General features: G+C 67.7%; 24 protein-coding genes. 7 read left to right on the top strand and 17 right to left on the bottom strand.

All coding sequences use genetic code 11. From position 1 onward, the window contains the following. The 3 genes from N416_RS0109485 to N416_RS0109500 form a co-directional block, all read left to right on the top strand. Window positions 1-404: sulfurtransferase (locus tag N416_RS0109485; RefSeq protein ID WP_024441868.1), on the top strand; the 404-nt coding region annotated here is incomplete at its 5' end. Between the two features lies 1 nt (window position 405). Then, the gene (locus tag N416_RS0109490; RefSeq protein ID WP_024441869.1) at window positions 406-708 is read left to right on the top strand and encodes a DUF1416 domain-containing protein; all 303 of its coding nucleotides are present in this window, start codon (window positions 406-408) and stop codon (window positions 706-708) included. A gap of 181 nt (window positions 709-889) precedes the next feature. Beyond that, on the top strand, window positions 890-1564 hold the full coding sequence (locus N416_RS0109500) for an FABP family protein (protein ID WP_024441871.1): 675 nt from the start codon (window positions 890-892) through the stop codon (window positions 1562-1564). A gap of 84 nt (window positions 1565-1648) precedes the next feature. On the opposite strand, the gene N416_RS0109505 is transcribed toward N416_RS0109500, so the two are convergent. After that, window positions 1649-2518, bottom strand: coding sequence for an aminodeoxychorismate lyase (locus tag N416_RS0109505; protein ID WP_051190227.1), 870 nt, complete (start codon window positions 2516-2518; stop codon window positions 1649-1651). Window positions 2519-2553: 35 nt separating this feature from the next. On the opposite strand from N416_RS0109505, the gene N416_RS0109510 reads away from it, so the two are divergent. Both N416_RS0109510 and N416_RS22545 read left to right on the top strand, forming a co-directional pair. Then, the gene (locus N416_RS0109510; RefSeq protein WP_024441873.1) at window positions 2554-3633 is read left to right on the top strand and encodes a folate-binding protein YgfZ; all 1080 of its coding nucleotides are present in this window, start codon (window positions 2554-2556) and stop codon (window positions 3631-3633) included. A 135-nt stretch (window positions 3634-3768) separates the two neighbouring features. Further along, window positions 3769-3936 carry a DUF3073 domain-containing protein gene (locus tag N416_RS22545; RefSeq protein WP_081654520.1) on the top strand — a complete coding sequence of 56 codons (168 nt, stop codon included), beginning with the start codon at window positions 3769-3771 and terminating at the stop codon, window positions 3934-3936. Between the two features lie 70 nt (window positions 3937-4006). On the opposite strand, the gene purM is transcribed toward N416_RS22545, so the two are convergent. From purM to N416_RS0109555, 8 genes are all read right to left on the bottom strand, one after another. Then, a complete protein-coding gene (gene purM, locus N416_RS0109520) occupies window positions 4007-5092 on the bottom strand; it encodes a phosphoribosylformylglycinamidine cyclo-ligase (protein WP_024441874.1) in 1086 nt (361 codons plus the stop codon). A 57-nt stretch (window positions 5093-5149) separates the two neighbouring features. Next, window positions 5150-6379 (bottom strand): acyl-CoA dehydrogenase family protein, encoded by a 1230-nt coding sequence (locus tag N416_RS0109525; protein WP_024441875.1) that lies wholly within the window; start codon window positions 6377-6379, stop codon window positions 5150-5152. Continuing rightward, window positions 6376-7518 (bottom strand): acyl-CoA dehydrogenase family protein, encoded by a 1143-nt coding sequence (locus N416_RS0109530; RefSeq protein WP_024441876.1) that lies wholly within the window; start codon window positions 7516-7518, stop codon window positions 6376-6378. Before N416_RS0109530 ends, N416_RS0109525 begins: the two co-directional genes overlap by 4 nt. A 23-nt stretch (window positions 7519-7541) precedes the next feature. Next, the gene (locus N416_RS0109535; protein WP_024441877.1) at window positions 7542-8387 is read right to left on the bottom strand and encodes a TauD/TfdA family dioxygenase; all 846 of its coding nucleotides are present in this window, start codon (window positions 8385-8387) and stop codon (window positions 7542-7544) included. Window positions 8388-8427: 40 nt separating this feature from the next. Continuing rightward, window positions 8428-8763, bottom strand: coding sequence for a hypothetical protein (locus tag N416_RS0109540; RefSeq protein WP_024441878.1), 336 nt, complete (start codon window positions 8761-8763; stop codon window positions 8428-8430). After that, window positions 8760-9995, bottom strand: a complete 1236-nt coding sequence (locus tag N416_RS0109545; RefSeq protein WP_036457608.1) for an SRPBCC family protein — start codon at window positions 9993-9995, stop codon at window positions 8760-8762. The genes N416_RS0109540 and N416_RS0109545 overlap by 4 nt, the downstream gene beginning before the upstream one ends. Further along, complete coding sequence (locus N416_RS0109550; RefSeq protein WP_024441880.1) at window positions 9992-10750, bottom strand: SDR family NAD(P)-dependent oxidoreductase; 759 nt, start codon at window positions 10748-10750, stop codon at window positions 9992-9994. The genes N416_RS0109545 and N416_RS0109550 overlap by 4 nt, the downstream gene beginning before the upstream one ends. Window positions 10751-10864: 114 nt before the next feature. Beyond that, the gene (locus N416_RS0109555; RefSeq protein WP_024441881.1) at window positions 10865-11467 is read right to left on the bottom strand and encodes a TetR/AcrR family transcriptional regulator; all 603 of its coding nucleotides are present in this window, start codon (window positions 11465-11467) and stop codon (window positions 10865-10867) included. A gap of 99 nt (window positions 11468-11566) precedes the next feature. On the opposite strand from N416_RS0109555, the gene N416_RS0109560 reads away from it, so the two are divergent. Both N416_RS0109560 and N416_RS0109565 read left to right on the top strand, forming a co-directional pair. Then, entirely contained in the window at window positions 11567-12721 is a 1155-nt protein-coding gene (locus N416_RS0109560) for a spirocyclase AveC family protein (protein ID WP_024441882.1), read from the top strand. Next, complete coding sequence (locus tag N416_RS0109565) at window positions 12718-13932, top strand: cytochrome P450 (RefSeq protein ID WP_231384100.1); 1215 nt, start codon at window positions 12718-12720, stop codon at window positions 13930-13932. The genes N416_RS0109560 and N416_RS0109565 overlap by 4 nt, the downstream gene beginning before the upstream one ends. An 18-nt stretch (window positions 13933-13950) precedes the next feature. Here the strand turns inward: N416_RS0109565 and N416_RS0109570 are convergent, their stop codons facing one another. The 8 genes from N416_RS0109570 to N416_RS0109605 form a co-directional block, all read right to left on the bottom strand. After that, window positions 13951-14403, bottom strand: a complete 453-nt coding sequence (locus tag N416_RS0109570) for a MarR family winged helix-turn-helix transcriptional regulator (protein ID WP_024441884.1) — start codon at window positions 14401-14403, stop codon at window positions 13951-13953. Between the two features lie 14 nt (window positions 14404-14417). Beyond that, window positions 14418-15677, bottom strand: a complete 1260-nt coding sequence (locus tag N416_RS0109575) for an amidohydrolase family protein (protein ID WP_231384102.1) — start codon at window positions 15675-15677, stop codon at window positions 14418-14420. After that, window positions 15674-15994, bottom strand: coding sequence for a hypothetical protein (locus N416_RS0109580; protein ID WP_155943347.1), 321 nt, complete (start codon window positions 15992-15994; stop codon window positions 15674-15676). The genes N416_RS0109575 and N416_RS0109580 overlap by 4 nt, the downstream gene beginning before the upstream one ends. Window positions 15995-16009: 15 nt before the next feature. Then, window positions 16010-17275, bottom strand: coding sequence for an SRPBCC family protein (locus tag N416_RS0109585; protein WP_024441887.1), 1266 nt, complete (start codon window positions 17273-17275; stop codon window positions 16010-16012). Between the two features lie 133 nt (window positions 17276-17408). Then, window positions 17409-18926, bottom strand: a complete 1518-nt coding sequence (purF, locus tag N416_RS0109590) for an amidophosphoribosyltransferase (protein WP_024441888.1) — start codon at window positions 18924-18926, stop codon at window positions 17409-17411. 51 nt (window positions 18927-18977) lie between these two features. After that, a complete protein-coding gene (locus tag N416_RS0109595) occupies window positions 18978-19382 on the bottom strand; it encodes a sterol carrier family protein (RefSeq protein ID WP_024441889.1) in 405 nt (134 codons plus the stop codon). 1 nt (window position 19383) lies between these two features. Continuing rightward, complete coding sequence (locus tag N416_RS0109600) at window positions 19384-20226, bottom strand: alpha/beta fold hydrolase (RefSeq protein ID WP_024441890.1); 843 nt, start codon at window positions 20224-20226, stop codon at window positions 19384-19386. A gap of 17 nt (window positions 20227-20243) precedes the next feature. Beyond that, entirely contained in the window at window positions 20244-21944 is a 1701-nt protein-coding gene (locus N416_RS0109605) for an alpha/beta-hydrolase family protein (RefSeq protein WP_024441891.1), read from the bottom strand. Window positions 21945-21951: the final 7 nt, after the last annotated feature.

Here is a 21951-nt window from a genome sequence, read left to right on the forward strand (position 1 = left end):
TGCGGGCCCGCCGCGACGAGGTGGTCGCGGCGATCAACACCAAGAACCTCGTCGACGTGCGGTCCCCGGAGGAGTTCTCCGGCAAGATCCTGGCTCCGGCGCACCTGCCTCAGGAGCAGAGCCAGCAGCGCGGCCACGTACCGAGCGCGATCAACGTGCCGTGGAGCCGTGCCGCCAACGAGGACGGCACCTTCAAGTCCGACGAGGAGCTGGCCAAGCTGTACGCCGACGCCGGCCTGGATGGTCAGAAGGAGACCATCGCCTATTGCCGTATCGGTGAGCGTTCGTCGCACACCTGGTTCGTGCTGCGTGAGCTGCTCGGACATCGCAACGTCAAGAACTACGACGGTAGTTGGATGGAATACGGCTCCCTGGTGGGCGCCCCGATCGAATTGGGAAGCTGATATGTGCTCTGGACCCAAGCAAGGGCTCGCCCTGCCTGCCAACGTCGACCTGGAGAAGGAGACCGTGATCACCGGTCGCGTGGTGGACAGCTCTGGTGCGTCCGTCGGTGGTGCGTTCGTCCGACTGCTGGACTCCTCGGACGAGTTCACCGCTGAGGTCGTGGCCTCGGCCACCGGTGACTTCCGGTTTTTCGCCGCGCCGGGCGCCTGGAGGGTGCGAGCCCTGTCCTCGGCCGGTAACGGAGACGCCGTGGTGACCCCCTCCGGGGCGGGCCTCCACGAGGTCGACATCAAAGTCGCCTGACGACTCGCGCAACCCGATGGCCTCGAATTCGACGTCCCGCCGCACCCGGCTCCGCCGGCCTTGCGAACGCCGCTAGACTTCCCCCCGTGGTGTTGTTCTTCGAGTTGATGCTGGTGGCGGCGACTGGCCTGATCACCTGGTTCGCGCTGTACACGCTGTATCGGCTGATCACCGACGAGATGTGAGTGCTTCCGACGGGGGCACCGAAGGCGGCGGCGAGCGTCAGGTCGACCGGGGTTCCGGCGACCGCGCGGTAGCTGCCGCCGCTGAGCGTGCCAAGCAGACCGCGGCACGCAACATTCCGGTCTTTGACGACCTGCCGCTCACCGATACCGCCAACCTGCGCGAGGGCGCGAACCTGCACGACGCCCTGTTGGCGCTGCTGCCGTTGGTCGGGGTGTGGCGCGGTGAAGGCGTGGGTCACGGCGCGCACGGCGACTACCGGTTCGGTCAGCAGATCGTGGTGTCGCACGACGGCGGCGACTATCTGAACTGGGAAGCGCGGTCTTGGCGGCTGTCCGACGACGAGTCCAGCCAACCGGCCCTGCGCGAAACCGGCTTCTGGCGGTTCGTGGACGATCCGGATGACCCCGACGAGTCGCAGGCCATCGAACTGCTGCTGGCGCACTCCGCGGGCTATGTGGAGCTGTTCTACGGGCGCCCGCACGGCCCGGCGTCCTGGGAACTGGTCACCGACGCGCTGGCCCGCAGCAAATCGGGGGCGCTGATCGGTGGGGCCAAGCGGCTCTACGGGATCGTCGAGGACGGCGACCTGGCCTACGTCGAGGAGCGGGTGAACGCCGACGGGGAACTGGTGCCGCACCTGTCGGCGCGATTGTCCCGCTTCATCGGCTGACCCCTTGCGTTGACTCTGCGCTGAGAGCGCAGGCTTCTCGCACCTTTGCGCCCTGACCCCAGAGCCAATGACTTCGGCGGGCCGTCAGTGGCCGATTGCGGTGTCGACCAGTGCGGCGAACTCCGCCTCGGGCACCCGCGGGTGTAGCGCCCGGCCGTCCAAGGTGTGCACCCGTGCCGCCAAGGTGATGCTGGACACCAGCCAGAGATCTTGCGCCGCAACAAGATCCTCCGACCGCAAGGGGGCGTATTCGCAGCCGTAGCCCGCGTCGCGGGCCACGTCGAACAGTGCCTCCTGGGTGGTACCGCGCAGGATCGGGTGCGACAGCGGCGGGGTGATGAGCCGGCCGGGCTCCCCCAGCACCACCGTGGAGCGCGGGCCCTCCAGGACGTAACCGTCGGAACTGATGAAGATGACGTCGTCGGCGTCCTGTTTCGCGGCGTACCGCAGCGCTGCCATGTTCACCGCGTAGGACAGCGTCTTGGCGCCGGCCAGCAGCCACGGCAGCTCCAGCCGCTGCGCCGACAGGCCGCGGTCCAAGGTCACCACCGCTACGCCCTCGCGACGGGCCGCCGCGACACGTTCCGGCAGTGCGGTCAACAGCACGTATGCGGTTGGCGCCGAACCGGTTTCTCGACCGCGGCTGTAGATCATTCGCAGGGCGCCCTCGCCCGTGCCGGCCCACTGCTGCACCGCCTCGTCGACGGCACGGCGCCAGTCGTCCAGATTCGGGGCCGGTAGGTCCATCAGCTCGGCCGAACGCGCCAGCCGGCGCAGATGAGCATCGAGCAGGCAGGCAGCGCCGCGACGCACCAGCAGCGTCTCGAAGACCCCGTCGCCGCGCAGCGCCGCCAGATCGTCGGCGTGCAAGAGAGGTGCATCGACCGCAGCAAGCCCGCCGCCTACGGTGACGATCGTCACGACGCTGTCTTTCACATCGGCCTCCGCTGCCATGGACCGTGAGCGTAGCGGCTCCGTAGAGTTGACCCGTGTCCGCCGTCCCCGCACCTGATTCCGGCCCCGACGCGGGCGCTGTCTGGCATTACGGCGACCCGTTCGGCGAACAACGCAGCGCCGAAACCGCTGCCGTGTGGGTCGATCGGTCCCACCGGGCGGTGCTCACGCTGAGCGGGGCGGACCGCAAGACCTGGCTGCACAGCCTGTGCACCCAGCACGTCGCCGATCTTCCCGACGGCGCCAGCACCGAGAACCTGACCTTGGACGCCAAGGGCCACATCCAGAATCACTGGGTCCAGACCGAGCGCAGCGAGCGGACCTACCTCGACACCGAGCCGTGGCGGGGGGCGCCCCTGGCCGAACACCTGAGCAAGATGGTGTTCTGGGCCGACGTCGCCGTCGAGCCGGCGGATCTTGCGGTGCTGGCGCTGTTGGGCCCCGGCCGGGATGCTCCGGCTGTCCTGGAGGCGTTGGGGCTGGCCGAAGCGCCCGGGCCGACGGCGGTGCCGGTCGGAGATGCCGCAGGTTTCGTTCGGCGAGCGCCCGGCCACGATGCGCTGGAATTGCTGGTGCCGCGCGCTGACAAGGGCGAGTGGCAGCGGCGGCTGACCCGGGCCGGGCTGCGCCCCGCCGGAATATGGGCCTACGAAGCCGACCGGGTGGCGGCGCGGCGCCCGCGGCTGGGGGTGGACACCGATGAGCGCACCATTCCGCACGAGCTGAACTGGATCGGCGGTCCCGGCGTCGGCGCGGTGCACCTGGACAAAGGGTGCTACAGCGGGCAGGAGACCGTCGCTCGGGTGCACAACCTGGGCAAACCGCCCCGGATGCTGGTGCTACTGCACCTGGACGGGTCGGTGGACCGGCCCTCGACCGGAGATCCGGTGACCTCGGGCGGGCGCGCGGTGGGCCGGCTGGGCACAGTGGTGGACCATTTCGAGCTGGGTCCGATCGCGCTGGCGCTGCTCAAGCGTGGACTTCCCGCCGACACACCGCTGCTGACCGGCGCCGACTCCGAGGTCAGTGCGGTGATCGACCCCGAATCGATGCCGCCGCCGGACGTGCGGGGCGCGGGGCGGCTCGCCGTCGACCGGCTACGGGGCCGGCTTTGATCGTGGTCACACCGACGCAGGGCAGGTCGGCAGCTCCGCGATCGGCACGGTAAGCTGTCGGCAGGACAATAAACACATTCAGATCGGAGCCGCCTGCACGTGGGGCCGCTCCGTTATTGCGCGAGGGGGTCCCCCATGGGCCGCGGCCGGGCTAAGGCGAAACAGACCAAGGTTGCTCGGGATCTGAAATACAGCTCACCGTCGACCGATTTCAGTCGGCTTCAGCGTGAGCTGGCCGGGTCTGAGGTCAACGACTCCGAAGGTGACGACTCCTGGAACGGCGACGACGACTGGCGCCGCTGAGCGCCACGTGTACCGCCGGTCCTGACCGGACCCAGGGCTGATCGCTAGGGCTGAGCAGACCCGCTGGGACTTAGAACCTCGGGTGTTCCCCGACCAGCTTGGCTCCGTCTCCGGGTTCCGCGTTCTTCCCCGGCTTGGCAACTGTGCCCAGCGTCCAGCAGTCGACGTGGCGGGCAGTCAGAATGGCCAGCGCGCGATCGGTGTCCTCCGGCGCGACGATGGCAACCATGCCGACGCCCAGGTTGAACGTCTTCTCCATCTCCGCGCGACTCACCCGTCCACGTTGGGCGATCATCGCGAACACCGGAGCCGGCGTCCAGGTGCCCCGGTCGACCTCGGCGATCAGTCCGTCGGGGATGACGCGAGCCAGGTTGCCGGCCAAACCGCCGCCGGTCACGTGGCAGAAGGTCCGTACCTGGGTCTCGGCGGCCAGTGCCAGGCAGTCCTTGGCGTAGATGCGCGTCGGTTCGAGCAGTTCCTCGCCGAGGGTGCGGCCGAATTCCTCGACGTGGCCGGCCAGGTTCATCCGGTCGATGTCCAGCAGCACCGCCCGCGCCAGGGAGTAGCCGTTGGAGTGCAGGCCCGAGGAGCCCATAGCGATCAGCACATCACCGGGCCGGACCCGGTCGGGGCCCAGCACGTCGTCGGCCTCGACCACGCCGACACCGGTCGCGGAGATGTCGTAGTGATCGGGTTCCATCAGGCCGGGGTGCTCGGCGGTCTCCCCGCCCAGCAGCGCGCACCCGGCCTGCACACATCCCTCGGCGATGCCGGAGACGATCGCGGCGACACGTTCCGGCACGGTGCGGCCGACGGCGATGTAGTCCTGCAGGAACAGCGGCTCGGCGCCGCAGACCACCAGGTCGTCGACGACCATTGCCACCAGGTCGATGCCGACGGTGTCGTGCTTGTCCAGTGCCTGGGCGATCGCCAGCTTGGTGCCCACGCCGTCGGTGGAAGACGCCAACAGCGGCTCACGGTAGTCGTTGCGCAGGGCGAACAGGCCGGCGAAGCCGCCGAGGCCACCCCGCACCTCCGGCCTGGTGGCCTTGGCGGCCAACGGTTTGAACAATTCGACGGCCCGGTCACCGGCGTCGATGTCCACTCCTGCCGATGCGTAGGTAACGCCCTGGGAGCTTGATTCTGCTGAGGTCATCGCGGTAAAGGCTACCGGTCGCCGCCTACGGACGGTATCGCGCTCGACGTTAGGGGTTCAGAGCCGGTTATGGCGTACCTGATTGAACGGCACCCCGCGGTCGGCGGCGTACTCGCGAGGCAGGCCCAGAACACGTTCGGCGATGACGTTGCGAGCCATCTCGTCGCTGCCACCGCCCAGGCCCACGGTCTGCCGTGACAGATACCGCCGGCCGGCCCTGAGCAGGTGCGCCTCGTCGTCGACCACGGCCAACGGACCGGCGACGGCCATGGCCGTGTCGACTTCCAGATAGGTCACATCGGAATGGAACAGCCGGATGATCGAAGCCGCGGCGGGCGGCAGTTCACCGCTGCGCATGCCCCGCCCGGCGTAGTCGATGAGCGCGTCGCGCACCATGCGCCGGGCCAGCACCCGGCCGATCTGGTCCTGGGTCAGCGGGTCGTGCGCGGTTCCGGCCTGGTGCGCCAGGGCCAGGAAGTCGCCGGCGGCCATCTCGGTGCGTTCGGGGCCGCGCCCGCTGGCGAACTCCGAACCCTGCCCCACGGCCCGCCGCTCGTGGTAGAGGAGCCGCGAGGCGACGTCCCAGCCCTTGTTGACCTCGCCGACCACCGTGTCGGGCCCGAGCCGCAGCCCGTCGAAGAATTCTTCGCAGAACTCGTTGGAGCCGTCGACCTGCTCGATGCGGCGCAGCGTGACGCCGGGCGCGTCGATCGGCACCAGGAACATCGTCAGCCCGTCGTGCTTGGGCACCGTGGAATCGGTGCGGGCCAGCAGCAACCCGAAGTCGGCGGCGAACGCACTGGTGCTCCACGTCTTGGCCCCGCTGACCACCCAGTCGTCGCCGTCGCGCTCGGCGCGGGTGATCAGCCCGGCCAGGTCGGATCCGCCGCTGGGCTCCGAGAGCAGCTGCACCAGCACCTCGTCACCGCGCAGGGCGGCACTGATGTGGCGGCGCTTCTGTTCCTCACTGCCGGTGTCGAGCAGGGTGGCGCAGCAGATGGTGAAGGTCGGGACGTTGAGGATCAGCGGCATCTCGTAGCCGGCAGACACGGCATCGAACGCCTTCTGATAGCGCAGGTCCAGGCCGAGGCCGCCGTAGTCGCGGGGAAAGCAGATCCCGGCGAATCCGCCCTCGTACAGCCGTCGCTGCAGTTCGCGGGCGCGCTGCCAGGCGCCGTCGTCGTCGCGTCCATTGCGCGGGGGGTGCTGCGGGTCCAGGCGCGGCATGTTGGCGGCCAGCCAGTCGCGTGCCGATGCGGCGAAGGCGTCGACGGTGATGTCGTTCATGCGGCGGGCTCGGTGCTGCTGGCGGCCGCGAAGATGGCCTGGTGGTGCTCGGCCGGAGTGCCGAGCAGGTTCCGGTACAGGGTGGCCCGGCGCAGATACAGGTGCAGGTCGTGTTCCCAGGTAACGCCGATTCCGCCGTGCAGTTGCACGCACTCCTGAATCAGCCGGCCGGCATGTTCGCCGAGATAGGACTTGGCCGCGCCGGCCCACATGGCGGCCTCGGGATCGCGCGCGGCCACCTTGTCCACCGCACCGGCGGTGATCGCGTGGCAGGCGTGCAGCCACATCGTCATGTCGGCGAGCCGGTGTTTGATCGCCTGGTAGGACGCCAGCGGCCGGCCGAAGCTGTACCGGTCGCGGGCCCACGCGACGGTCATCTCCATGACAGCGTCCAGGATCCCGGCCGTTTCGGCGCACACCAGCGCGATCGCGATCTGGGTCTGGCGGTCAATGAGCGCACCGGTCTGTGCCGCGCTGCCGACTGCCGCGGACGCGTCGATTTCGGTATCGCTGAATTCGATGCGCGCGTACTGCTTCACCAGATCGATGCCGGTTTGCGGCGTCACCTGAATTCCGGCGCTGTCGGTGCGGACCAGGAACTGGCGCACCGCGCCGTCGTCGGTGCGCGCGCCGATCAGCACCAGATCCGCCCGGTCTGCGGCCTCCACCCGATCCTTGACCCCGTTGAGCCGGTAGCCGCCGGCGATGCGGGTGGCGGTCAGGCCCGGCTGGTGGGGGCGAAAGCCCCGGCCGGGCTCGTCGGCAGCCCAGGTCGCCACCGTCTCCCCCGCGATCAGCGCCGCGATGTCGCGCGCATGGGCCTCTCGGTTGTCGGCGTCGACGAGACCGGCCAGGACCACGCTCACCGGGTACAGCGGCCCGGGGGCCACGGTGCGCCCGAGCTCAGTGGCGATCGCGGCCAGGTCGCGAAGCCCGCAGCCCGAAACACTGCCGCCGCCCAGCTCCTCGGGCACCAGTAGGCCGGCCCAGCCGAGATCGGCAGCTTGGCGCCACCACGCCGCGTCATAGGACCCGCCCCGGGCGTGCAGGTCGCGGTAGTCGCGCAGCGCCGCGGTCTTGTCCAGGAATGCCCGCGCCGTGGCGACGAAAAGCTCGCTCTCCGTTGACAGATCACTCATGTCGTCTCCTTCGAAAGCCGCGGTCACCGGATCGGCTCGTCGCCGAGCACCGTGGTGCGCAGCATCTCCCGGGGAGAATCGGGGTCATAGGGCGCGGCCCGATGCAGGACACCGCGGTTGTCCCAGATGACGGTGTCCCCCACCGCCCAGTGATGACGGTAGACCCGGTCGTCCACCGTGGCCCGGGTGAGCAGTTCGTTCAGCACGGCGCGTCCCTCGTCCAGATCCATGCCGACGATGTAGTCGGCGGAGGCACCGAGCACCAGTGATCGGCGGCCGTTGCGGTGCGTCCACACCAGTGGATGTTCGTGGGTGGGCCGGGAACGCCACCGGGCCAGTTCTTCCGGTGCCGGATCCGGGGTGACCCGCCGCTGGGAAGCCTCCAGCGAGTGGACGACGCGCAGCGCGCCAAAGCGCCGCTTCTCGTCGTCAGTGAGCAGATCGTAGGCGGCGTAGGAGCTGGCGAATTCGGTCTCGCCGCCCCGTTCGGCTACCTGCACCGCCGAGAGCACGGTGGCTTTCTGCGGGTATTCGTCACCGGTCGGCGTGCACCCGTCGATGTGCCAATCGAAGGTGGCGCGCAGATAGCCGGCCGAGGAGTTCTTGGCGCGGTTGAGGGTGACCGGATAGATGCCTGCGACCTCGTGGTGGCCGTCGGCGGAGTAGTCGACGCTGCCGAGGCGACCGCAGAACGCGACCTGGGCCCGGGGGTCGATATGTAGGCCGCGGAAGACCAGGACACCGTTGTCCTCCAACGCCTCGAGGACGGCAGCAGCGAGACTGTCGTCGGAGGCCAGGCGTTGCGGGTCCAGGCCGAGGACCGCCGCGCCGACCGATGCGGTCAGCTTGCTGACGATGAGCAGACTTATTGGTCTGTCCTTCCTGACACGGGTTTGGTTCCTGGCACCGCTAGGGAACGGGCCAGCCGGTGCGGACCATGACGGCATCCGCGGCGTCGACGGGGGCGGGCTGCCCCATGATCTCGACGGCCATCGCCACCATCACCAGGGAATAGATCAGCTGCAGCAGGTTGCGAGCGTCCTCGGGAAGTTCGTCCAGGGCGAACTTGTCGCAATAGTCGATCGCCTCTTCCAGCCGCGGAAAGAACGCGTCATAGAACTGCCGCAGCTCCGGGATGCTGCTGGCCACTCTTTGGTTGAAGCGCTCGGTTTCGGTTGCCAAACACCAGGTTTCGGCGAAGGGCTCCAGTTCGGAGAAGGCACTGGGCAGCCGTGCGGCGCTCATCGCTGCGCTCCCGCACCGGCCGCCTCACGCCGGTAGTCGTTAACCCAGTCGGCGACCACCTTGTGCAGATGCCGCACCAGGATCTCCTGGTCGTTCAGCGGGAAGTCGTCGACGACGCCGTATTCCAGCGCGGCTTGGGTACCGCCGAGCATGCCGGCGTCCTGCAGGGCGAACTCCTTGAGTACCACCGAGGCGACCTCGTGCTCGATGCGTTCGCGCACGGTGCGGGCCGGATGGAAGTAGGTGTGGGCCTCGAACCGGTGGGTGTTGTGCGAGGTGGGCCAGTACCGGTAGAGCAGGTACCAATCGCCGTAGATGAGGATCTCGGTATTGGGGAAGATCTGGAAGTTGCTGATCCCCCACGGTTCGATGCCGCCAGGATTCACCCCGGCCGGCAGCTCACCGATGTCGGGTGTCTCCCACGGACCGACCAGCCCACTGCGGGTGGCCCGCTCGATCGGATACATGTACTCCGGCGGCAGCAGCCACCGGCGCCGGCCGGCGGTGGAGACCAATCGGTGCGGGCCGTCGAGTTGGAAATGCCCGCAGGTGAATCCGGCCCCGGGCACCCGGACTTGGGCGGGCACTTGTTGGGAGTGCAGCGCCGGAACGTGGTAGTACTCCTGGAACGCGTCGGCGAAGATCTTCCAGTTGCTGTTGTTGTGGGCCACCCAGTCGTAGCGTTCGGTCAGCTTCTCGAACGGGTAGCCGTCCAGGCCGGTGATCATCGGCCCGAGGAAATCCCGCAGGCTCTGGCGCGGCTCGCTGTCGAAGTTGACGAAGATGAAGCCGTTCCAGATGTCGCAGTGCACTCCGCTGAGGTCGTGGGTGTCGGCGCTGTCGAGTCCCTGGTTGCGGCGGCAGCGCTTGCAGGTGATGGCGTCACCCTGACCCGACGTTTCACGGTCCGGGAAGTCATGCCAGGCCAGTTTGGTCGCGCACCGCGGGCAGACGTTGCCGAAGGCGCGGATTCCCTGGTCGGTGTGGACGAGAAGCACCGACGTCTGGGCGGCTTCGATCTCCTTGGTGACATAACTGCCGCACTCGGGAAGTTCCTCGACGCGCCCGATGTTGAGCCAGGCACGTTTGAACACCGCTTCGCGTTCGATCTCGAAGAACTCGCGTGAGGTGGAATCGGTGAACGAAACCGGACCGGTGCCCAGTTCCGGATAGTGTTCGGTCCACGATCCTTCCGCGGGCCTACCGGCTCGCACTGAAGATTGTTGTGTCACAACACCGCACCTCCGTTGACACCGAGAACCTGGCCGGTGATGAAACCGGCTTCCTCCGAGCACAAGAACCCGACCGCCGCGGCGATGTCCGAGGCCGTGCCCAGCCGTCCCATCGGGATATTGGCCGCGATCTGCTCGTTCGGTGGCAGGTAGCCGGCCGCTTGGCCCTGGTGCTGCATGGGCGTCTCGATGCCCGACGGCGGGATGTTGTTGACCGTGATGCCTTGGGCGGCGTATTCGCGAGCCAGCGATTTGGTCAAGGTGATGACCGCTCCCTTGGATGCGGCGTAGTGCGCGGCGAACGGCGATCCGCGCTGTGCACTGGACGAAGAGATCATCACGATGCGCCCCCAGCCGGCGGCGACCATGTCCGGCAGTGCGGCCTGGCAGCAGTGAAATGTCCCGGTCAGGTTGACGTCGATGATCCGGGCCCAGGCCTCGGGCGTGATGTCGCCGAAGGCGCAGTAGCCGAAGAGTCCGGCGCTGGTCACCAGGGCCGCTACCGGGCCGAGTTCGCTGCGCACCTTGGCGAAGGCCTCGGCGACGGCGGCCCGATCGGTGACGTCGACCTCGACGCCCAGCGCGGTCGTGCCCTGGCCCCGCACGTCGTCGGCGACCCGCTGCGCGGCTTGGCCATTCACGTCGAGAACGGCGATGCGATAGCCGCGTCGACCCAGTTCGTGGCAGGTGGCCTCCCCCATACCCGAACCCCCACCGGTGACCACGGCGACCCGCTGCGGCACCTCTGCGGTCATTGCATCCCCTTCGGCGTCGATCGGTGAATCGCAACCCTGGACGTCCTCGGCGCGAATGTTATCAAGTACTTGTTATTGATCTCAAGTGTTGGGCGTTCGGACGCCCAGGCGGACTCAGGGCAGCTTGATCATCGAGACGTACATCGCGACCACCGGCCGGTAGAGGTCGATCCCGTCGAGTTCGCTGGCCAGTACGGCGGAGTCGCTGGTGGCGACGAGAACCTGCGCCAGAGTCAGGGCCGGGATCAACAGCGTCCCTCCGAGCCGTTCGACGCCGTCGACGATGAAAGTCGCCAGCTGCTCGACGACCTCGGCCCGCTTGGCCGCGACGCGATCTCGGGCCTCGGGGTTGCGCAGCAGGTACAGCGTGAACTCGTACCCCAGCGCGGCATGCTCCGCGCCCCGGTCCCGGCTCAGCCGTTGCCAGCGCTCGGCGATGTCGTCGAGCTCGCGCACCCCCACCTGCGTCGCGTTCGCCATCACTTCGGCGAAGTTCTCGAAGTACCGCCGCCAGTACCGATCGCTGACCGCGAGGAAGAGCTCGTCTTTGGCTGCGAAGTGCTTGTAGATGGCGCCCTTGGTATAGCCGGCGGCCTGGGCGATGTCATCGAGAGTCGCCGTGGTGAAGCCCTTTTCGGCGAAGACCTCCTCGGCAGCGTCCAGCAGCAGCGACCGCGTGCGCTCGAGCCGGCGCTCACGGGTCCACTGCTCCACCATGGACCGAATTGTCCCACAGAATCTGCGATACCCCTTGGCAGCCGAGATACCAGTGAGTATATTTTGCCGGGCTGGGCCATCCCGGAAGGAGACCGCGCTATGAGTAGCGGCTTGTCGAGTCAAGAGGTCGGCTCCGTTCCCACCGGACCGGAGCCAAACGGCCATGGAAGTGGCGGGCCCGTCAAGGTGTGGGCGACGGTCGGCGGAGCACTGCTGACGCTGCAGCTCTACGTGTGGACCCGGTGGATCACCGGGCCCTTTTTCGAGCGCGTCCCCGGCGGGCCGAACGATCCGCCGCTGTACATGAAGGTCCCCCTGATGGCCAACGCCATCGTGCTCTGGGTCGGCCTGCCCTTCGCGGTGTGGTGGTTCTTCATCCGTCCGTGGCGCCGCGAGCGACGAATCACGTTGGACGGCCTGCTGTTTGTCTCGATGGGCCTGATGTTCTTCCTGGACCCGCTGCTCAACTACTTCAATACCTGGTGCACCTACAACACCTGGCTGTTCAACCGGGGTTCGTGGACATCGCATATCCCCGGCTGGGTGTCGCCCGAGGAACCCGGCCGCCAAGTGGCCGAACCGCTGCTGACCAACGTTCCGGGGTACGCCTACGGCGTGCTGCTGATCACCATCGCCGGGTGCTGGATCATGGGAAAGATCAAGGCGCGCTGGCCGGGTATCAGCAATCTTCGCCTGATCGCCGTCACCTATGCGATCTCATTCGTCTTCGATTTCGTCATGGAGGGCTTGGTCCTGCTGCCGATCGGTTTCTACACCTACCCGGGCGCCATCCGGTCGGTGTCGATCAATGCCGACACCTACTACCAATGGCCCATCTATGAGGGGCTGATGTGGGGCGCGGTCCAGGCGGCGCTGTGTTCGCTGCGCTTCTTCACCGACGAGCGCGGGCGCACCATCGTCGAGCGCGGTCTCGACCAGGTGCGAGGAGGCTGGGCCCGGCAGCAGTTCACCCGGTTCCTGGCGGTCTTCGCCGGGGTCAGCGCGTGCTTCTTCGTGCTCTACATGGTTCCGGCGCAATGGATCGCGCTGCACTCCGACCCGTGGCCGGCCGACCACCAGAAGCGGTCCTACTTCACTGGCGGGATCTGCGGCGACGGCACCGACCGTCCCTGCCCGAATCCTGTTCTGCCACTGCCCACCAACCGTTCCGGCTACATCGACGTCGACGGTCGCTTGGTGATGCCCGAGGGAATCGGGGTGCCACCCGTGGTGCCGTTCGAGCGCGGACAGTGACGAACACCGCGGCTGCCATCAGCACTCCGGACGTCTACTACGACCCGTGGGATGCCGGGCTCAACGCCGACCCCTATCCGATGTTCACCCGGCTGCGGGACGAAGCGCCGCTGTACTACAACGAAGTTCACGACTTCTATGCCGTGAGCCGGTTCGAGGACGTCAACCAGGCCCTGATCGACCACAAGACCTTCAGCTCGGCCCGCGGCGTGGTGTTGGAGATCCTCAAGGCAGACATCGAGATCCCGTCGGGCATGCTGATCTTCGAGGATCCACCGATCCATGACATCCATCGCAGCCTGCTAGCCCGGGCCTTCACTCCGCGCAAGATCAATGCACTCGAAGCCGCCATCCGTGAATTCACCGCCCGGTGCCTGGACCCGCTGATCGGCGCGGACCGAATCGATTTCGTCAAAGACCTCGGCGCGGTGATGCCGCTGCGGGTGGTGGGCATGCTGTTCGGCATCCCCGAGGACTACCAGCGGCGCGTTCAAGAAGACGGCGACAAGCATGTCCGCACCAAGCGCGGCGGGCAGTTGACCGACAATCCCGACGGCGCGCTCACCGACGGACAGATCTTCGCCGAGTTCATCGACTGGCGCATCGACCATCCGGCCGACGACCTGACCACCGACCTGCTGCAAGTCGAATTCACCGATGAGACCGGCTGCACGCGGCGGCTACGCCGCGAGGAACTGCTGATGTTCATGAACGTCGTCGCCGTGGCCGGCGCCGAGACCACCACCCGTCTGATCGGCTGGATGGGCAAATTGCTGTCCCAGCACCCCGATCAACGCCGGCTGCTGGCCGAAGACCGGTCTCTGCTGCCGAATGCCATCGAGGAGATCCTGCGCTATGAACCGCCGGCACTGCAGGCAGCGCGCTATGTCACGCGCGATACCGAGTTCCACGGCGGGGCGGTTCCGGCAGGGGCGGCCATCCTGACCCTGATCGGCGCGGCCAACCGCGATGAGCGTCGGTTTGGAGGCACAGCCGAATCCTTCGACGTCACGCGGCCACCGCGGCAACATCTCACCTTCGGGGTCGGCGCCCACTACTGCCTCGGTAACGCCCTGGCCCGCCTCGAAGGGCGGATCGCGCTGGATGAGATCCTCAACCGCTTCGGCGACTGGGAGGTCGATCTCGACGCGGCGATCTTCTCGTCGTCCTCAGCTGTGCGCGGCTGGGACACCATGCCCGCGCGGGTCTAAGAACTGCGCAAGGCGTCCTCAGGGCTCCACATGGTCGGCGAACAGGGTGTGGCCGGTGCCCTGCTCGACGACCCGGCCCAGCAGCGCGCGCAGCGTCTCCTGCTCATCGGCGCTCAGCACACCGAACACCTGATCATGGGCTGCGATCGCGTCGGTGACGACCGCCGAGGTGACCGCACGGCCTTCGTCGGTCAGGTAGGCCCGCAGGATTCGGCCGTGGTGGGGATCCTGCTTGCGCTCCACCAATCCACGGCGTTCGAGCGCACTGAGCGCCAGTTGCACCCCTTGCGGAGTGATGAGCAGGCGACGTGCCAGTTCCGCGCCGGACAATCCCGGTTCTCCGGCGAGTTGCCGTAACAGACCGATCTGGGCGGTGCTCACCCCGTGGTCGCTGATCGCCTCATTCACGGTCGTCAGCGAGTAGTAGAAGGCCTGCTTGAGCAGCCACAGGATGTTGTTGGTGAGATCCATGTCCTGCTTCCCTATCAACTGCGCTTGCAGACTCGGCCATCCTTCATGACAAATCGCACGTCTCCGGTGGTGCCGATGTCCCGGGTCGGGTCACCCGGTACGGCGATGATATCGGCGCAGTAGCCCGGGGCCAGTCTGCCCAGTTCGTGGGCGGCGTCGATGAGATCGGCACTGACCACGGTGGCCGCCCGCAGCGCCTGCACCGGTGTCATACCGCGTTCCACGAGTGCGCACAACTCTTTGGCGTTCTGGCCATGCGGGATTGCCGGCGCATCGGTACCGCACGCGATGCGCACACCGGCCTCGATCGCCCGCGGCAACATGGCTTTGGCCCGCGGAAACACCTCGGCCGCCTTCTTGCGCAGCTCCGGAGCGATCCGGTCGACGGCCAAGGCGTCCGTCAAATAGGTGGTGGAGACCAGGAAGGTGCCGTGATCCACCATCATCGCCAGGGTCTCGTCGGTCGCCAGGAAACCGTGCTCGATGCAGTCGATGCCGGCCCGGATGCATGCCCGAATCGCGGTGTCGCCGATGGCATGCGCGGCGACCCGCACCCCGGCCCGATGCGCCTCGTCGGCGATTGCGGCCAGTTCGGCGTCGGAGTACTGCTGGGCGCCCGGAGCGGTGCTGTGCGACATCACCCCGCCGGAGGCCGACACCTTGATCAGCTTGGCGCCGTGGCGGATCTGGTAGCGCACGCAGGCGATCACGTCCGGCACGCCATTGGCGATGCCCTCGGCGACCGACAGGGGCATCACACCGGGGGCGAGCCTTTGGAAGACCGTCGGATCCAGGTGGCCGCCATAGGGCGTGACCGCATGGCCGGCGGGGTAGATCCGCGGACCCACGTGCCAGCCCTGATCGATCGCGCGCTGCAGCGCGACGTCGAGTAGGTAACCGCCGGTCTTGACCATCAGCCCCAGGTTGCGGACGGTGGTGAAGCCGGCTTCCAGTGTGGTTCGTGCGTTGACCGCGGCACGCAATGTGCGGTAGGCGGGATCGTCCTGCACGCCGTGCAGCGGGGTGGGAAGCCCCTCCGGACTGCCCGGCCCCCCGATGAGCAGGTTGAGCTCCATGTCCATCAGCCCGGGCAACAACGTGACGTCGCCGAGGTCGATGACTTCAGTCGAAACCGGAACGGGCGCAGCGGGATTGATCGCGGTGATCCGACCGTCCTCGACCACCACGACGGCGGGTGAGTGCACCACACCGGCGTCGACGTCGAGCCACCGATCCGCGTGCAACACACAGATCTCACGTACCGGTCGGCTCACGGGAACGGCTCGGCGATGCACTCGATGACCGCCGCACCCGAGTCCGGAACGCGCGGTTGTTTCCAGGCTTCGGCCGGGAAGGCCACCGTGATCATGGAATACAGCAGGTGCATCAGGTTCAGTACATCCTCGGGCATATCGTCGAGGCTGAACTTGTCGCAGTAGGCCAGCGCCTCTTCGGCGCGCGCCGTGATGGCGTCATAGAACGCCTGCATGTCTGACATGGAACTGCTCAGGCGTTTGGCGTAGCGCTCCGGCTCAGATGGCAGGCACCATTGGCTGAACGGTTCGAGGTCGGCGAATTCCTTTGGCAGCATGACGGTCACGATCCCTTAAACCTTGGCCGTGGTGCGCTCGTGTTCGGCGATCCACGCGGCGGTCTCGGCGTGAAAGTGCCGGATCAATACCTCTTGGTCGTTGAGCAGGAAGCGATCCACCACCCCGGTGCCGATCATCGTGTGGGTGGCCTCCAAGGTGCTGGCGTCCTGCAGCCCGTACTCCTTAAACGACACCGCGGCGAGTTCTTGGGCGACCCGCTCGCGGGGAGTCCGCGGCTGGGGAAAGTACAGCGTGCCTTCGAAAATGTGCGAGTCGTGCCCCGTCGGCCAGTAGTGGTAGGTCAGATACCAGCCCTGGCCCCAGAACAGGATCGTGAAGTTGGGGAAGATCTGGAATGAGTCCAAGCCCCACGGATCGCATTTCGCGGGATTGAGGCCGTCGGGCATCGGGCCGACATCCGGCGGGTCCCACGGGCCGAAAAGCCCGCTCTGGCAGATGTCCTCGATCGGCTTGCGCATTTCGGACGACATCTCCCAGGCCCTGACACCTGAGGTGCTCACCAGCCGGTGCGGGCCCTCGATCTGATAGTGCGGCGCCTCGAAACCGGCCTGTTCGGCCGCCACCCGAAAGGCCGTCGGCGTCTGGTTCCCGTGCAGTACCGGCGCGTGATAGAACTCCTGGAACGCGTCGAGGAACAGCTTCCAGTTGGAGTTGACCGACGAGCGGTATTGCCATCGGGATGTCATCTGCCCGAATGGGTAGCCCTCCAACGCCGTAACCATGGGCCCGAGGAAGTCGCGCAGCGATTGCTCCGGAGTGGCGGCGAAGTTGACGAAGATGAATCCCTCCCAGACGTCACAGTGCACGGCGACCAAGCCGTAGCGACTCTTGTCGAGGTCGAAGAACTCTTCCTCCTGCTGAACGAAGGCCAGATTGCCATCCAAGTCGTAGCGCCAAGCGTGGTACTTGCAGGTGAACTGGCGGCAGTTCCCGCTCGTCTCCTCCAACGGCATGGTGTCCCACACCAGCTTGTTGCCTCGGTGCCGGCAGACGTTGTGATACGCCTTGATCTCGCCAGATCCGGTTCGCACCAGGATGATCGAGGTGTTGACCACCTTGAGTTCCCGGGTGAAATAGCTGCCCTTCCGCGGAACCTGCTCTACCCGACCGACATTCAGCCAGGCACGCCGGAAGATCGCCGCGCGTTCCTTCTCATAGACGTCGGGACTGATGGAATCGCGGTACGACACCGGTTCGGTACCGAGCTCGGGGTAGTGCTGGGTCCAACTACCTTCGGGCGGCTTGGGAAAACGCGCCACAACCACTCCTGTCCTCACGCCGGGTCACGAGTCTTGTTGGCGCCGACGCTATCGAGCGGCACGTTAAGTGTCAAGTAGTTGATACTGAGGCGGAAAGCCAGCTTCAGGAGTTTCCTGAAGGACTGACTTCGGGTTAGGCCTGGCTCAGCGCGGCGTCGTTGTCGCTCTCGGCTTTGCGCGCGGTGTTGCTCAGCATCTGCTCGACGACGTTCTTGCCCAAAGCACTGTCATCGGGCAGCTCGATCGGGTAGCTGCCGTCGAAACAGGCACAGCACAGCCGCGATTTGGGCTGCTCGGTGGCCGCGACCATGTCTTCCTGGCTGACGTAGCCGAGGCTGTCGGCGCCAATGGCGCGTCGCACCGCTTCGACCATCTCGGTCTGGTCCTCGACGGCGTTGGCGATCAGCTCGGCCGGCGAGGCGAAGTCGATGCCGTAGAAACACGGCCACTTCACCGGCGGGGAGGCGATCCGCACGTGCACCTCGACAGCGCCGGCCTCGCGCAGCATCCGCACCAGGGCGCGCTGGGTGTTGCCCCGCACGATCGAGTCATCGACGACGATCAGCCGCTTGCCGCGGATGATCTCCCGCAACGGGTTGAGCTTGAGCCGGATACCGAGCTGACGGATGGTCTGCGACGGCTGGATGAAGGTCCGCCCGACGTAGGCATTCTTGGTCAGGCCCTGTCCGTAATCGATACCGGACTCCTGGGCGTAGCCCACCGCTGCGGGGATGCCGGACTCCGGCACGCCGATGACCAGATCGGCCTCCACCGCGTGCTCACGGGCCAGCCGCCGGCCGATCTCCACCCGGGTGGCGTGCACCGACCGGCCGCCGATGGTGCTATCGGGCCGGGCGAGGTAGACGTACTCGAAGACGCACCCTTTCGGGGTGGGGTTGGCGAACCGGGTGGAGCGCACCCCGTCGGCGTCGATCGCCAGCAGCTCGCCGGGCTCGATGTCGCGGACGAAGGAAGCGCCCACGATGTCGAGCGCCGCGGTCTCCGAGGCCACCACCCAGCCGCGGTCGAGCCGGCCCAGCGACAGCGGCCGCACGCCCCACGGGTCGCGGGCCGCGTACAGGGTGTTCTCGTCCATGAAGGTCAGGCAGAACGCACCGCGCGCCGTCGGCAGCAGTTCCAGCGCCGCCTGCTCCAGGGAGGTGTCGGCGGCGCCGTGCGCCAGCAGCGCACCCAGGATGTCGGAGTCGGTGGTGGCCACGCCGGGACGGCGGGTGTCGATCAGGCCCAGTTCGCGGGCCCGGCCGGCCAGTTCGGCGGTGTTGACCAGGTTGCCGTTGTGCCCCAGCGCCACCCCGGTGCCGGCGGCGGTGTTGCGGAACACCGGCTGGGCGTTCTCCCAGGTGGTGTCGCCGGTGGTGGAGTAGCGGCAGTGCCCGACCGCCACGTGCCCGGGCATGGCCAACAGCGTCTGCTCTTCGAACACCTGGCTGACCAAGCCCAGGTCTTTGAAGACCAGCACCTGCGAGCCGTCGCCGACTGCGATGCCGGCGGCCTCCTGGCCACGGTGTTGCAGCGCATACAGGCCGTAATAAGTGAGCTTGGCTACTTCTTCGCCGGGAGCCCAAACTCCGAAGACGCCGCACTCTTCACGGGGTGCATTCTCAAGGTCTACTACCTGCTGGTCCGGCACGTTTCAGCTGCTCCAGGGGGACGGGCCACAGTGACGACGTTCAGTCTACGGTCAACATGCGTCAAGTTTCACCAACGGCAACCAATCGGCGATCTCGGCTGCTCGTGCACCCGACAGCCGCAGCTTTCCGGCCGCGGTCGCCGCGCTGGTCTCCAGCAGCCCGGCGGCCAGCAGCAGCCAGCTGCGGGGATCGGTCTCGACCACGTTGGGCGGGGTGCCGCGGGTGTGCCGCGGTCCGGAAATGCACTGCACCGCGACGAACGGCGGGATCCGCACCTCGACGCTGGCACCGGGGGCCAGCTCGGCGAGGGTGCGCGCGGTCAGGCGGACCGCGGCCGCCAGCTCGGCCCGGTCGGGGGCGGGCACGGTCTCATCACGCAACCACGCGGCGAGCGCCAGCACAGCGGCGCGGGTCGTGGCCGGGTCAACGCGCGGACGTGAGCGGGCAGCTGCCATGTCAGTCCGTCGGGTGCGCGGTGAACCACTCCAGCAGCAGGTCGGCGAGCCGGTCCGGCTCGGTGTCGGGAATCCAGTGGGAGACGCCCGCCATGACCTCGAACCGGTAATCCCCGGTGACGTATCGGGCGGTGTTGCGCGCCGCCTTGGGCTTGAGCGCGATGTCGTCGTCGCTCCAGACATACATCGTCGGCACCGAGATCTGCTGGTTGCTGTCGCGCAGATTCGACAGCGGCAGGCCGCGGTACCAGTTGAGCCCGCCGGTCAGCGCGCCCGGCTCCATCAAGGCCTGCGCATCCCGTTCGGCCGCGGCCGAACTCTGCCCGCTTCGCCGCAGAGCCTTAGCGGCCACGGCGCCTTTCCCGCGCGTCAGCAACCACTCCGGCAGCCACGGCAACTGGAAGAACCCCATGTACCACGACGCCAGACCCTGACGGCTGGTGACAAACGACTTCAGGAACGCGGCGGGGTGCGGTACCGACACCGGCGACACCGTGGCGAGCCGCTCGGGCAGTTCGGCCGCCACTCCCCACGCCACCGCCGCACCCCAGTCGTGTCCCACCAGGTGCACGCGTTGCGCGCCACTGGCGTCGATCAGCGCGCCGATGTCGGCGACGAGTTCGGACATGCGATAGTCGCGGCGCCGCGGCGGCCGGGCACCGGGTGAATAGCCGCGCTGGTTGGGCGCCAGGCACCGGTAGCCGGCGGCGGTGAGGCGGTCGATGACGGCGGTCCAGCTGTCGTTCCGCTGCGGGAAGCCGTGCAGCAGCACCACAACGGGCCCGTCGGGCGGCCCAGCGTCACGAACGTCGAAGACCAGGCCGTCACGGGTGTAGCGCTGCATAGGTGAAGCATGCCGCATCAGTGCCGCAACGCGTCCCTGACCCGCTCGGTGTCGGACGGCGTCCAGCCGTCGGGCGGCAGCACCGCCACCCAACCATCCAGGATCGTGTCCGCGTAATTGTGCCCGTGCCCGGCGGGCATCTGCTCACCGTGGAACAGGTCCGCGGTGACCTGCCAGAACGTCACCACCGGATACCAGCGCATCGAGGCGGTGCGGTCCGGGCCGGGCGGCTCGGTCAGCCAGTCCGGCCGCGCGAACAGCAGATCCGGCGACCACCACACCACCGGGTCGGAGGCATGCTGCAAGAACAGCACCCGGGTGCCCTCCCACGGCGGCGCAGCGATCCGGGCGATCTCGGCCGGGACCGTGCCCTGCGAGAACCGCACCGTGCGGCCGTTGTCGTAGCGCGGCAACACGGCGCTACTGCCGGGGTCGCGCCGCACCAGCAGCGCATGCCACAGTGGGCTGGCCTGCGGCGGCCCCACCCACAGCACGGCCTCGTAGCCCATGTCGGTGATGTCGGGCAGCCAGTCGAACGCGGCCTGCCCGGCCATGGACCCCAGGCTCTCCCCGTAGAGCATCAGTTTGGGCCGATGCGCGACGGGCAGGCTTCGCCAGCGCTCGGCGATGGTGCGCACCAGCAGGCGTCCGGAGTCCATCGACTTGCGCTGATCGGCCAGGAACGAAATCCAACTCGGCAGGTAGGAGTACTGCACGCCGACGATCGCGGTGTCGCCGTTGTAGAGCATCTCCAGCGCATCGGCCGCCGCCGGGTTGATCCACCCGGTTCCGGTGGTGGGTACCACCACCAGCACCCGCCGGTCGAAGGCATGGGTGCGATCCAGCTCGTCGAGCAGCAGCTGCATGCGCGCCTGGTCGTCGGCGGCGCTGTGCAGCCCGGCATACACCCGGATGGGTTCGCGGGCGGGCCGTCCGTTGATCCGGGTGAGCTCGGCGGCGTGCACTCCCCCGGCGACGAAGCTGCGGCCTTGGCTGCCCAGGGTGGCCCAGGAGGCCAGCGAATCCGGGCTGCCGGACCGCTCCGGTTGCAGCGGCTGGATCGTCCCCGGAACGGTGGCGCTGTCCTCGGGCTGGAACACCGCGCTGGCACCGGCGAAGAAACCGCGGATCAGCACGCCGTTGATCAACATGGTCAGCACGACGACGACGATCGCGCTGCCGATGAACATGGCCACTTCGTTGTGCAGGTGCCACCGCCGGATCAGCGCCCGTGCCAGCAGCCGACTGGCGTCGATCAACACCCGCACCGTGGCAACCAGCGCCGCGGCGACCCCGATCGCCACACCGAGGGTGCGCAGGTAGCCCAGTGTCGCCGGGCCTTCGATGCCCAGCAGCTCGGAGACCTGGCGCTGCCAGCCCGCGGCCGGGACCAGCATCAGAACGCACGCGGCCGGGGCCGCCACCACCACCGCCGCCTTCAGCGCTAGCAGGACCCGGCGCGGCGGCGGCCACCAGCCGGCACCGCGCAGGACGAACCGATCCACCGTGGCGCCGATCAACACTCCCAGCCCGTAGCCGAAGGCCGCGTTGATGCCGCCGATCAGTCCCTGAAACACCCAGTCGCGCGGCAGCAGCGACGGGGTCAGCGACAAGCAGAAGAACAGCGCACCGAAGGCCACCCCGACGAACTTGAGCCGCAGCAGGCTCCACGCCCACACCAGCAGCGGGTGTCTCGCCGGTGCCTCGGCCGTTCCCATACCGCTG

It is taken from the genome of Mycobacterium sp. UM_WGJ (assembly GCF_000455125.1).
GTDB lineage: Bacteria > Actinomycetota > Actinomycetes > Mycobacteriales > Mycobacteriaceae > Mycobacterium.